Origin of the sequence: Pseudomonas boreofloridensis (assembly GCF_030580795.1) — a bacterium.
Lineage (GTDB): Bacteria > Pseudomonadota > Gammaproteobacteria > Pseudomonadales > Pseudomonadaceae > Aquipseudomonas > Aquipseudomonas boreofloridensis.
The window spans coordinates 73,061-85,568 of record NZ_JAUQOQ010000013.1; the positions used below are offsets into that span (position 1 = coordinate 73,061).

The 12,508-nt window shown below is 63.6% G+C and carries 11 protein-coding genes, 1 tRNA gene and 2 pseudogenes; all 14 read right to left on the reverse strand.

The annotated features are described in order from the left end of the window. Positions 1–32: 32 nt before the first annotated feature. A complete protein-coding gene (locus Q6A47_RS16225; RefSeq protein WP_029614338.1) occupies positions 33–374 on the reverse strand; it encodes a DUF6916 family protein in 342 nt (113 codons plus the stop codon). Beyond that, positions 371–868, reverse strand: coding sequence for a GNAT family N-acetyltransferase (locus Q6A47_RS16230; RefSeq protein ID WP_304484796.1), 498 nt, complete (start codon positions 866–868; stop codon positions 371–373). Before Q6A47_RS16230 ends, Q6A47_RS16225 begins: the two co-directional genes overlap by 4 nt. Positions 869–998: 130 nt before the next feature. Beyond that, complete coding sequence (locus tag Q6A47_RS16235) at positions 999–3,098, reverse strand: site-2 protease family protein (RefSeq protein ID WP_304484797.1); 2,100 nt, start codon at positions 3,096–3,098, stop codon at positions 999–1,001. Continuing rightward, a pseudogene (locus Q6A47_RS16240) lies at positions 3,095–4,099 on the reverse strand (efflux RND transporter periplasmic adaptor subunit); the annotation flags it as partial. The gene Q6A47_RS16235 and the pseudogene Q6A47_RS16240, both read right to left, overlap by 4 nt. Before the next feature lie 77 nt (positions 4,100–4,176). Next, a pseudogene (locus Q6A47_RS23045) lies at positions 4,177–4,414 on the reverse strand (HlyD family secretion protein); the annotation flags it as partial. After that, complete coding sequence (locus Q6A47_RS16245; RefSeq protein ID WP_039580217.1) at positions 4,411–5,175, reverse strand: efflux RND transporter periplasmic adaptor subunit; 765 nt, start codon at positions 5,173–5,175, stop codon at positions 4,411–4,413. The gene Q6A47_RS16245 and the pseudogene Q6A47_RS23045, both read right to left, overlap by 4 nt. A 448-nt stretch (positions 5,176–5,623) precedes the next feature. Continuing rightward, the gene (gene ychF / locus Q6A47_RS16250; RefSeq protein ID WP_029614336.1) at positions 5,624–6,724 is read right to left on the reverse strand and encodes a redox-regulated ATPase YchF; all 1,101 of its coding nucleotides are present in this window, start codon (positions 6,722–6,724) and stop codon (positions 5,624–5,626) included. Between the two features lie 22 nt (positions 6,725–6,746). Beyond that, on the reverse strand, positions 6,747–7,331 hold the full coding sequence (gene pth / locus Q6A47_RS16255) for an aminoacyl-tRNA hydrolase (RefSeq protein WP_029614335.1): 585 nt from the start codon (positions 7,329–7,331) through the stop codon (positions 6,747–6,749). Positions 7,332–7,410: 79 nt separating this feature from the next. Then, a complete protein-coding gene (locus tag Q6A47_RS16260) occupies positions 7,411–8,010 on the reverse strand; it encodes a 50S ribosomal protein L25/general stress protein Ctc (protein WP_029614334.1) in 600 nt (199 codons plus the stop codon). A gap of 121 nt (positions 8,011–8,131) precedes the next feature. Continuing rightward, entirely contained in the window at positions 8,132–9,073 is a 942-nt protein-coding gene (locus tag Q6A47_RS16265; RefSeq protein WP_029614333.1) for a ribose-phosphate pyrophosphokinase, read from the reverse strand. A gap of 47 nt (positions 9,074–9,120) precedes the next feature. Next, a tRNA-Gln gene (locus Q6A47_RS16270) sits at positions 9,121–9,195 on the reverse strand. 20 nt (positions 9,196–9,215) lie between these two features. Continuing rightward, a complete protein-coding gene (ispE, locus tag Q6A47_RS16275; RefSeq protein WP_304484799.1) occupies positions 9,216–10,076 on the reverse strand; it encodes a 4-(cytidine 5'-diphospho)-2-C-methyl-D-erythritol kinase in 861 nt (286 codons plus the stop codon). A 4-nt stretch (positions 10,077–10,080) separates the two neighbouring features. Further along, positions 10,081–10,698: a lipoprotein insertase outer membrane protein LolB gene (gene lolB / locus Q6A47_RS16280; RefSeq protein ID WP_039580210.1), complete on the reverse strand. Its 618-nt coding sequence runs from the start codon at positions 10,696–10,698 to the stop codon at positions 10,081–10,083. 3 nt (positions 10,699–10,701) lie between these two features. After that, positions 10,702–12,429, reverse strand: coding sequence for a tetratricopeptide repeat protein (locus tag Q6A47_RS16285; RefSeq protein ID WP_039580207.1), 1,728 nt, complete (start codon positions 12,427–12,429; stop codon positions 10,702–10,704). Positions 12,430–12,508: the final 79 nt, after the last annotated feature.

Genomic DNA, 12,508 nt, shown 5'->3' on the forward strand with positions numbered 1-12,508 from the left:
ATGTTGACTTGCGTGGTTGGTTGAACTGCGAATCAAGGCGCATCGGCAACCGCAACGCGGTCGCGATGGATAACCGCTTCAAGCACATGGCGGCCGTCGGCTTCAGGGCGCATCGGGCTCATCAGCAAGGCCCAGGGCTGCGCACGGCCAGGGCCGTACAGGTTGAACACCGCTTGCGGCAGCACGACCCCGTGAGGCAAGGCCAGCACCAGCGAATAACACTCGTAGTGCTCGTTCATGGCGATACCCTCGCGCACCTCCAGCAGGCTGACCCGCAGGCCATGATCGTGGGCGATCTGCAGCACGAAGCCTTCGGGATCGGCGTCGAGCAGTTCCTGACGGCTGGGTATGGCGTCGTGCACGGGCGCGTTCATGAGACTTTCCTTGTATCGGTGCGGGCGTCGCGGCGCAGTTTCAGATACACGCCGGAATCGCCACAGACATGAAAGCCCAGCCGGCCATACAGCCGCTGTGCCGGATTGAAGTATTCGACGAACAGTTCGACCTTGAGCCCCTGTTCATCCGCCCGGCGCAATTGCGCTTCGATCAGGGTGGAGCCGATACCCCGCCCCTGGAATTCGGGCAGCAGGGTTATATCGATCAGATTGAGAGTGGTCGGCCCCCAGAACATATAGAGACGGCCAATAGCCTGGCCATAAAGTTCTATGATCAATAATTCCCCATCGGAATAATGGGCCTGATAGTAAGTATGCTGAGCATTGAATTGTTGACTGAGAAAAGCCGCGATCTGCTCAGCGGGCCAGCCGGTGTGGGACATCTCCTCGGCACGCGACCCGGCAAACAAACGTTCGATAAAAGCCCTGTCGCCTGGATGCAGGGCACGGAGGGTCACGGCGTCCTTTATCATCAATGCGAACATCCCTGTTGAATACGCCAATTAATAACTTAGCAAACTAACTTTTCATGCTGCGTCGCATGACGCCAACTTGCATGGCGCATTGACATTAGATTACCGCAGCTGTCTTGCAACCGCACGACTAAAATCCACTTTCTCTAACGCCGATCGCTGCCATACGTCGCCACGCTGCGCACAGCAGCGATTCGCGCTTGCCGTCAAGGACGACCAGGCCGCGTATCGGGTGCGAAATGGGTTTTTGCGCACTGTTTCCGAGCGTGAACTGCGCGCCATAGTGCGCCTGCAACGGCTTCGCCCGCTTCTCATCGTCACGACGGATCGCAATTGGGCCGTGATGGTCGGAAATCAGCGCTTCCTGATCGATAGAGGCCGCGCCAGTGGCGTCCAGTGAATCCAGGGTCACCGGTAAGGAATCGCGCAATACGTCATCGGCGACGAAATGCCCGACGGTGCCCGGTGCCACTCGCCACAGATCGGCTTCGGCCACGTATCCGCGCAGGCGCAGGCCCGCGTCGGCGATTTGCGCCAGCGGCAGTTCGGCACTGACCCAGCGCCCGGGCGCCAGGTTGTCCGCCAGGTCGCGGACGGTGCCGGCATGGGGCGCGCGCAACACCAGGCGCTCGCGTTGGGCCGCCAAGCCGCGGTACTCCGCCAGGGCTTCAGCCAGGCGCTGTTCGAGAATGCCGCTGTCGGCGGCGGTTTCGCTGCGTCCGGACTGGCGGCGCAACTGCAACTGGAGAATCTCGATCTCGCGCCGGCCAATGCCTATGCGCGCCTCGAGGTCGGGTGATTCCAGGGTCATCAGCACCTGATTGGTCTCGACCCGTTCACCGTCCTTGACCAGCACCTCGCGAATCCGCGCCGCCGCCGGCGCATGCAAGGCGCTGAAACGGGACGCTTCGAGCATTGCTGGTACTTCCACGCCGCTGCGCCATGGCACTACCAGCAGGGCCACCAGTAGGACCAGGCCGAGGCCGACGAACAGCACTTTGCGTGGCTGGGCCTTGTCCCGGTGCTGCCACCAGTGCTGCCATTCGCGCCAGATCGGCAGGCCGATGAACCAGACCAGCTCGACCATCATCAGGGAAATGCCGAGCACCTTGAAGAACAGGTGATAAACCGCCAGGGCGATGCCGAAGAACAGCACCGCACGCCAGATCCACGAGGCGTAGCTCCAGCACAGCAGGCGCCGGCGCAACTTCGGCGACCAGCGCTCGGGCATCGGTTCGCCGTAGCCGAAGAGTTTTTCGCGCAAGTGCCAGCGGCCCAGGGCAAAGCCGCGCCCCTGCAGATTGTCGACGCCCCACAGGTCGCTGAGCAGGAAGTAGCCATCGAAACGCATCAGCGGATTGACGTTGATCGCCAGGGTGGTAATCCAGGTCGCGCTGGCGAGCATGAAGGCGGCCGTGCGCCCAGCCCCGTCCGGCAGCAACGACCAGGCCAGCAAGGCGATACAGGCCAGGATCAATTCAGCGAGCACACCACCGGCACCGATCAGCACGCGGGTACGGCGGTCCTGCACGCGCCAGGCGTCGCTGACGTCGGTGTAGAGCATCGGCAGCAGGACCATGAACGCCACGCCCATGCTCGGCACCCGACAGCCGGCGCGCTTGGCCATGTAGGCATGGCCGAACTCGTGACACAGCTTGGCAAAGCCCAAGGCGATAGCGAACGCAGCCATGCCGCCCAGGCTAAGCAGATGGGGGAAGGTCGCCAGGAAGTGCTCCCAGTCGCGCATCACCAGGAACAGACCGAGCAGCAGCACGCTCGGTAGGCCGTAGCGCAACAGGTTGCCGCCGTGGCGTTCGAGCCAGGGCCAGGTGCGATTGAGGAAAGCGTCCGGACGCCACAGGGGGATGCGGAAGAACAGGTACTTGTGCAGGACCTGGGTCCAGAGCCCCTGCCGCTGGGCAGCCGCCTTGGCGGTGTAACTGGCGCGCTGCTCTTCATCCACGGCACTGACCAGATCATTGCCACGCAGAAAACGCAGCAACTCCTCCACCGCCGCCCCGGTCAGGGGTGCACCCGGCTCGGCGTTGGCGGCGTTCAGCACCCGCTGCGGATCGCCCAGCGCCCAATGGCGCAGCAAGCGCATGGCAGGCGTGCCGAGCTTGAAAAAGCGCCCGCGCAGGGGATCGGCGAGGGTCCAGCTGGGGGAGCCGTCGAGCTCCGGCGCACCTGCCGAAAGCTGCAGGTCGGGACGCAGCGCCGGCAGCCTCACAGGCCCACCGCCTGGCGCAAGGCCGCCAAGGGCCGGCGCAACAGGTACAGGGCCAGCGGGGCACGGTCACCGAAGACTTTGGCGGTGCCACGCAGGCCGATCCGCGGCGGTGCGTTTTCGAAGCGGGCGTCGAGCCGATAGGCCAATTGCCCGGCCGGGGTGTTCTGCGCCTGGTAGGCCGCGCGCTCAAGCACTGCGTTGTGTCGGTTCAACGGATCGCTGTCGAGAAACAGCGCCACTTCGGCGCCCCTCTCCAGGCCGATGGCATCGGCTACCGGCAGTTCGATGCGCAATTCGGCCTGGGCCGGAGCGGCAATTTCCATCAGGCGCTCGCCCGTGCGCATCGGTTTGCCGACAAAGCGCTGAGCATCGGCGAACACGGCAATGCCATCGCGCTCGGCGCGCACCTCGCTGCGCGCCAGCAGGTTACGGGCGTAATCACGCTCGGCGCGTTTCTGTTCGACCCGGGCCGCCAACAGATCGAGACGGGCACTGGAGTCGGCATCGGAAAAGGCGCGCTGGGTATTGGCCTTGAGCTCGGCCTCGGCGACGCCAAGGGTGCGCTGGGCGACATCGGCCTGAGCCTTGAGGGTGGTGGCGTCGAAACGCACCAGCACCTCACCGGCCTTGACTGACTGGTTGGGCTTGACCAGGACCTCGGCCACCACACCGTCCAGCGGCGCGGCGATCACCTGGCCGTTGCGCGGCGCAACCTCGGCCGGAGCCAGCACCGACTGGCGCACGGGCACCAGCAGTACCAGCAGCAGCGCAGCGGCCAGTGCCCAGCGGGTCCGCGCCGGCCAGCGCAGGCGCCACGGCTTGCCTGGCTGCAGCGCACGCCAGGCGTGGCTGTAGCAGTCGCCGAGTTGCGCCAGCAGGGCCTGCTCGGCATCGTTCCACGGCATGTCGCGGGCCAGCCAGAGGCCACCGAATACTTCGCCCTGGCGGTCCTTCAACGGCAGCCAGAAGGCATGGGGCGCCGACAGCGCCTGCCAGTCATCACGGCAGGCCTGATCCAGGTCCTGCGGGGGCACCACGCCCGGCAGTGCAAAGCGTTGGCTGGCGGCCAATACCTTGGCGGCGCGCTCGATGAACACCACGAATGGCGCATTCGGCTCAACCGCACTGACGCCGGTCAGGGCGCGAACCTTGCCGGTGATCAACAGCGCGCCATGGCGATAGCCGAACAGCGCCTGGCTGTCGTTGACCATGCTGAACGCCAGCTCTTGCACTGAGGGCGCAGATCGAGCCTGGCGCTCCAGCTTCAGGTACTGGGCCAGCAGTTGCTCGAGTGCGCCGGGAACGGGAGCGTTCATTTGCTCTGCGCAAAGTGCGCAGTCCCGCTCATGCCGGACAGCAGGCCAGGGGTATTGGCTGGAACACTGGCGATCAGCAGCAGGGTCTGGCTGCCTTCGTCGATGCGTGCCCCCAGGCGCTTGACCACTGCATCGATCGGCTTGCCGGTTTCATCGGGGACGAAGCTGAAGGTCTGATCCGGCTTGAGCTTGCCCAACCAGCTCGACGGCACCAGCAGATGGATTTCCAGGGAGCGATTGTCGACGATCTCCAGCAGCGGCGCGCCACTGGCCACGCTCTCGTGGGCCTGGACCCGACGCTGCACCACCTGGCCGTCATAAGGCGCCTTGACCTGGCAACGCTGCACCTGCACCTGATAGACCTGAGCCTCGGCCTGAGCCTGGGCTTGGCGCGCTTCGGCCAGGGATACCTCGAACTTGCCGACCGAATTCAGCGCGGCCAGTTGCTGCTTGTTGCGTAGCTCTTCACGGGCAGCGCGCACAGCGGCGCCTGAAGCGTTAGCCTGGGCCTGGTAGGCACTGCAGTCGAAGCGCACCAGCATATCGCCCTTGCGGAACGACTGGCCTTCGCTATAGGGAATCTCGGTGACCCGACCGGACAACTCGCTGGCCAGCACGGCCTGGGAACGGGCGCGCAGCACACCGCGGACTTCGCTGCCGCTGTTGGAGGCGGCGCTCTCGAGCAACGGGTCGCCTTCGGTTGCGGCCTGTGCACCACCTGACATCAAAGCCAACGCCGCCCACCACATTGCCTGCTTCATTGCGGTACATCCCTGTCAAAGGTCTGGATTGGTTCAACTGGAGTATCGGCCACTGTTCACAGAACGTGAATGCCACTTATCACTGTCGGTAGTTAGTGTTCGAGGCGCCGCAGCAAGGGAAAGAAGTTGCGGCCGGATTCTGAGCGATCCGCACAAATCCAATCAAGTGCCTGAGCGTGCAGGTGCACCTCTTCACGCAGCAGAAGCGCCATGCTCACGCGCACTGGGTGTGAGAAATCGCAGCACCGCTCAACTTCAGGGGGCAGTTGCAGGCGTGGGTAAAGGGCGGGGTGAGGGGGGTGGAGGAGGGGGGTGGACTTCAGGTGAGCCCTGTAAGCCTTCTGGAAAGCGCCACCCGAGATGAGCCCGGGCTAGCACTTTACGAATTGACGACCCACCATCGTGTCTAGAGGTCGGCGCACGATGGTGGGTTGTCAATGAGCGATCATTATACGTTGAAGCGGAAGTGCATCACGTCGCCATCTTTGACGATGTAGTCCTTGCCTTCCAGGCGCCATTTACCGGCTTCCTTGGCACCGGCTTCACCCTTGAACTGGATGAAGTCGTCATAGGCAACCACTTCGGCGCGGATGAAGCCTTTCTCGAAGTCGGTGTGGATCACGCCGGCAGCCTGCGGGGCGGTAGCGCCGACGCGCACGGTCCAGGCGCGAACTTCCTGCACGCCAGCGGTGAAGTAGGTCTGCAGGTTGAGCAGCTCGTAGCCCGCGCGGATCACCCGGTTCAGGCCGGGCTCTTCCAGGCCCAAGGCTTCGAGGAACATGTCCTTCTCTTCGCCGTCGTCGAGCTCGGCGATCTCGGCTTCGATCTTGTTGCACACCGGCACCACCACCGCGCCTTCTTCCTCGGCGATGGCCTTGACCACATCCAGATGCGGGTTGTTGTCGAAGCCGTCTTCGGCCACGTTGGCGATGTACATCACCGGCTTGCTGGTCAGCAGGTGGAAGCCACGCACCACGGCCTTTTCATCGGCGCTCATGTGCTTCATCAGGCTGCGCGCGGGCTTGCCTTCGGTGAAGTGCGGGATCAATTGCTCGAGGATGGCTTTCTGCGCCAGGGCTTCCTTGTCGCCGCCCTTGGCGTTGCGCGCGACTTTCTGCAACTGTTTCTCGCAGCTGTCGAGGTCGGCGAAGATCAGTTCCAGGTCGATGATCTCGATGTCGCGCTTGGGGTCGACGCTGTTGGAAACGTGAATCACGTTCTCGTCTTCGAAGCAGCGCACCACGTGAGCGATGGCGTCGGTCTCGCGGATGTTGGCCAGGAACTTGTTGCCCAGGCCTTCACCCTTCGAGGCCCCGGCGACCAGGCCGGCGATGTCGACGAACTCCATGGTGGTCGGCAGGATGCGGTTGGGCTTGACGATCTCGGCCAGCGCCGCCAGGCGGGCGTCGGGCATGGGCACGATGCCGCTGTTCGGCTCGATGGTGCAGAAAGGGAAGTTCTCCGCCGCGATACCGGATTTGGTCAGGGCGTTGAACAGGGTGGACTTGCCGACGTTGGGCAGGCCGACGATGCCGCAATTGAAACCCATGGGAATTCCCCTTTCTAGAGAGTCAGGCCTTCTGGCTGTGCAGCTCGCGCATGGCCTTGGCGAAGTCGCCGGCCAGGACGTCCGGCAGCACGCCGAGGGCAAAATCGATGCTGGTGTCGAGCTTGTCCTGCTCGGCGCGCGGCGCGCGGCCCAGGACGAAGTTGGAAACCAGTTTTGCATCGCCCGGGTGGCCGATGCCAAGCCGCAGGCGGTGGAAGTCGTTCTGGTTGCCGAGCTGCGCGATGATGTCGCGCAGGCCGTTATGCCCGCCGTGGCCACCGCCGCGCTTGAGCTTGGCGACGCCTGGGGGCAGGTCGAGTTCGTCATGCGCCACCAGGATCGCTTCCGGCTTGATGCGGAAGAAATTCGCCAGAGCCGCCACGGACTGGCCGCTGCGATTCATGTAGGTGGTGGGGATGAGCAGGCGAACGTCTTGGCCTTGATGGCTGAACTTAGCCGTCAGGCCGAAATATTTCTTGTCGACGGTCAGCGACACGCGCTGGGCGCTGGCAAGGCGTTCAACGAAAAGAGCCCCTGCGTTATGCCGGGTCTGTTCGTATTCGGGGCCGGGGTTACCCAGGCCGACGATCAACTGGATGGCGGTCACGTCAGGGACTCTTCCTTGGAGTGGCGGGGTTACAGGGCGCGCGGCACTGTAACCCGACCGACACCGGCGCGCGAGTGGATTACTCGGCAGCGCCTTCTTCTTCGGCTTCAGCGGACACGCGTGGTGCGTGAACGTTGGCGATAGCCTTGTCATCACCGTGGGCCAGTGCGACGAATTCAACGCCTTTCGGCGCTTTCAGGTCGGACAGGTGGATGATGGTGCCGATTTCAGCGTTGGCCAGGTCGACTTCGATGAACTCAGGCAGGTCTTTCGCTTCGCAGGAAACTTCGATTTCGTTTTCTACGTGGGAGACTTCACCGCCTTTCTTGACCGGCGCTTCTTCGCCGATGAAGTGAACCGGGACCTTGGCAGTCAGCTTCTGGCCAGCCACGACGCGGACGAAGTCGGCGTGCATGATGAAGCCTTTGGCTGGGTGACGCTGCAGTGCCTTGACCAGGACGTTCTGCTTCTTGCCGTCGACGTTCAGTTCCAGAACGTGGCTGAAGGCAGCCTCGTTTTCGAACAGCTTGGTAATTTCCTTGGTCAGGATGGTCAGGGACTCGGCGTCCTTGTTACCACCGTAGACAACGGCAGGGATGCTCAGCGAGTGACGCAGGCGGCGGCTCGCACCTTTCCCCAGGTCAGTACGCGCTTGGGCGTTCAGGGTGAATTCGTTCATTGTGTTTCTCCAAAATAGCCCCCCGAGGACGTTTGCGACCAGCGTCAACGGGGATGGCAAAAAAGCCCCGCCCCAACAACGGGTGTTGGGGCGGGGCGCTTTTCGTCAGCGTGCGTTCCGCTTAGCGGAACATCGCGCTGATCGATTCTTCGTTGCTGATGCGGCGGACCGCTTCAGCGACGACCGGTGCGATATCCAATTGGCGGATACGGTCACAGGCCTGAGCAGCGGCAGACAGCGGGATGGTGTTGGTCACCACCAGCTCGTCGAGTACCGACTTCTCGATGTTCTCGATCGCACGACCCGACAGTACCGGGTGAGTGCAATAGGCGTAGACCTTGGCAGCGCCGTGGTCTTTCAGGGCCTTGGCCGCGTGGCACAGGGTGCCGGCGGTGTCGACCATGTCGTCTACCAGGATGCAGGTGCGTCCTTCGACGTCGCCGATGATATGCATCACCTCGGAGTGGTTCGCTTTCTCGCGGCGTTTATCGATGATCCCCAGATCGACGCCCAGCGACTTGGCCACGGCGCGCGCACGCACAACGCCACCGATGTCGGGGGAAACGATCATGAGGTTATCGAAACGCTGGTCTTCGATGTCGTCGACCAGTACGGGCGAGCCGTAGATGTTGTCGACGGGGATATCGAAGAACCCCTGGATCTGGTCTGCGTGCAGGTCGACGGTGAGTACACGGTCGATACCCACGACAGTGAGCATGTCAGCGACCACTTTGGCGCTGATGGCTACACGTGCCGAACGCGGACGACGGTCCTGGCGGGCGTATCCGAAGTAGGGAATCACGGCGGTGATTCGCGAAGCTGAGGAGCGGCGGAAGGCGTCGGCCATCACTACCAGTTCCATCAGATTATCGTTGGTCGGGGCGCAGGTCGGCTGAATGATAAACACGTCCTTACCGCGGACGTTCTCATTAATCTCAGTGCTGATTTCGCCGTCGGAGAACTTGCCGACAGAAACATCACCCAGTGGGATATGCAGCTGACGTACGACACGCCGAGCCAGATCGGGGTTGGCATTCCCCGTGAAGACCATCATCTTGGACACGCGCAGTACCTGAAGGCTGAGGGTAACCTGGATGAGTATAAGGAAAATGGCAGGGGCGGCTGGATTCGAACCAACGCATGGCAGGATCAAAACCTGCTGCCTTACCGCTTGGCGACGCCCCTGTATCTGTTGCTGCGAACGCTTATGCGCTCGACTTCTTGATCAGACTCTGCAGCTTGCGATGCAACATCGAAACGTTGCTTCCCTTTGCCACAAACCCTGCTTGGGTCGCTGAAAGAAGGGCCAGAACTCTACCAGCTTCGGCTTTGCTTGGGAAGGCCCCAAACACACAACTTCCAGTGCCGGTCATTCGAGCTTCGGTGAATTTACCCAGTGAATTCAGCGCATTGCGAACTTCAGGATACCGTTGCTCTACCACCGGTTGGCAGTCATTTCGACTGTTTCCCTCGGGAACGGGGCGCATCTTAAGGGGGAGGGAATCACGTGTCAACTCTGGATGCGAAAAAATTTCCGCTGTGCTGACAGACACTTGCGGCACCAACACCACATACCAAGGCTCGGGTGGATCGACCGGCGTGAGCTGCTCGCCCACGCCCTGGGCGAAGGCCGCGTGCCCACGGACGAACACCGGCACATCGGCGCCCAGGGTCAGGCCGAGGGCAGCCAGACGATCGACGCTCCAGTCGAGCTGCCAGAGATGGTGCAGGGCTAGAAGGGTAGTGGCGGCATCGGAACTGCCGCCACCGATGCCGCCGCCCATGGGCAGAACCTTGTCCAGCCAGATATCGGCGCCCAGGCCGCAGCCGGACTGCGCTTGCAGCGCGCGGGCGGCGCGCACAATCAGGTTGCTGTCGTGGGGCACGTGGTCGATGGCGGTGTGCAGGCGGATCTGGCCGTCGTCACGCCGCTCGAAGGTCAATTCGTCGGCGCGGTCGAGGAACTGGAACACGGTTTCCAGTTCGTGGTAACCATCGGCGCGACGCCCGGTGATGTGCAGCCACAGGTTGAGCTTGGCCGGGGCGGGCAGGGTGAGTCGGGACATCGGTTCAGTGCCCCAGCTGACGCGGCTGCCAGTCTTTGATCACCAAGGTCACGTCGATGTTCTCGCCGTGCAGCTTGAGGCGCTCGGGCAGCCAGTAGCCGTTCTGCTCGCTGTAGCTCAGGTACTCCACCTCCCAGCCATCCTGGGTCAGACGCGCCAGGCGGCTGTCGCCATCGAGGGTGAGCTGGCTCTTGCTATCGGGGGCCGGCAGGCCACGTACCCACCACACCAGGTGCGACACCGGCAGGCGCCAGCCGAGTTGTTCTTCGAGCAGGGCCTCGGGGCTGGTGGCCTCGTAGCGGCCCTGGTTGGCCACTTCCAGCACCACGCCGCCGGGTCGCCCGGTCAGGCGCGCGGCACCGCGGCCCAGCGGGCCGGCCAGGCGAATGTCGTAGTAGTCCTGGCGCTGCAGCCAGAACAGCGTGCCGCTGCCAGAGTCGCGCGGGGCGCGGATGCCGACCTTGCCGTTGATCTGCCAGCCGTCGAGGCTGCTCAACTGCTGCTTGTGCTCGCGCCACAGTTGCGGGCTGCCCTTGCCCTGGACGGCTTCACGGGAGCCCATGCCGGCACAGCCGGCCAGCAGGGCGATGAGGGCGAAGGTAAGAAGATGACGCACAGGCATGGTTCAGAGGGTCTCGGATCCGGTCAGGCGCAGGACGGTCTTGCGCAGAATGGGGTTGTCGGGCTGCTCGGCGAAGGCCTTGGCCCACACCTGGCGGGCCTCGCGGCGCTTGCCATTGGCCCACAGCACTTCGCCCAGGTGGGCGGCCACTTCGGGATCGGGCAGGCGCTCGAGGGCCTGGCGCAGCAGGCGCTCGGCCTCGTCCAGGTGGCCCAGGCGATAATTGACCCAGCCCAAGCTGTCGAGCACGGCGGGGTCATCGGGGGTGATCTGGCTGGCCTTCTCGATCAGCGCCTTGGCTTCGCCGTAACGGGTGGTGCGGTCGGCGAGGGTGTAGCCCAGGGCATTGAGGGCCATGGCGTTTTCCGGCTCGCGGGTGATGATGGCGCGCAAGTCCTGCTCCATCTGCACGATGTCGTCGCGCTTTTCCGCCAGCATGGCGCGGGTGTAGAGCAGGTTGAGGTCATCGGGGTAACGCTTGATCGCCTGCTGCAGCACCTGGTCGGCCTGGTCTTCCTGGCCATTGTTGCCCAGGGTCTCGGCTTCGATCAGGTACAACTGGATCGCGTAGTCGGGCTGTGCTTCACGGGCTTCGGCCAGGTGACGCGAGGCCTCGGCGCTGCGGCCGTTGGCGATGAGGATGTCGGCCTGGCGCAGTTGCGCGGGCAGGTAATCCGGGCCAGGACCTACCAGCGCATATTCGCGCAGGGCGGCTGCCGGCAGGTTGCGTTCTTCGCGGATGCGTCCCAGGTTCAGGTGCGCGGCGTCGACGTTGCTGTCGCGCTCGACCATTTCCTGCAGGTAGCCTTCGGCTTCATCCCAGTCTTTGTTCTCCATGCTCACCAGTGCCAGCGAATAACGCAGTTCGTCGTCATCGGGGTACTGCTGCAGCAGGTTCTCGAACTCGGCCTTGGCTTCGCTGATGTGGTTCTGCTCGACCAGCGTGCGCGCGTAGGTGATGCGCAGGCGCTTGTCCTCGGGGTTGTCGCGGATCGCCGTGCGCAGCAGCGGCAGCGCTTCGTCGCCGCGCTCGAGGGTTTGCAGCAGGCGTGCGCGCAGCAGGATCGGCGCGATTTCGCCGTTGCGCGGCGGGTGCTGTTCCAGCAGGTCGAGCGCCTGTTCGGTCTTGTCGTCCTGGTTGAGCAGCAAGGCCTTGCCGAACACCAGTTGACCGTTGTCCGGGTACTTCACCAGCAGACGATCGAAGCTCTTGAGCAGACCGTCGCGGGTCGCCTGGTCGGTTTCGGCGGCCGAGAGCGCGAGGAAATCGAAATGGGTGTCGCCCTGGCCCTGAAGTACCTTCTCCATGTAGGCCATGGAGTCGTCATAGCGTCCGGCGCGGGCCAGTTGGATGGCCGCGGCGCGCTGCGCGTCGAGGTTCTGTGGGTCGTTGCGTGCCCAGATCAGTGCGGTGTCCAGGGCCGGCTCGTCGGCGCCGAGGTACTCGGCGATGCGGTAGGCACGTTCGGAAACACCGGGGTCCTGGGTCTTCTGCGCCTGGTCGACATAGTTGGCCAGGGCGATGTCGAAGCGGTTGCGCTGGCCAGCGAGCTCGGCCACCAACAGGCTGTAGAGGGTGTCGGGCTTGAACGATCCATAGACCACCGGCGGTTTGGCTTCGGGCTTGTCGGCCTCGGCAACGGCCGGCTGTTCCTCGCTCTTGTGCGGGACCAGGCTCTGGCAGCCCTGGAGCAGGGCGAAGGCAAGCAGCAATGCGTAGGATCTGTTCATAGGGGCTTTGGAGGACTAACCGGCGGTCGGAGCATGATGACACAAGCGTGGGGGCAAACCCACCTGCGTAGTGTGTGAC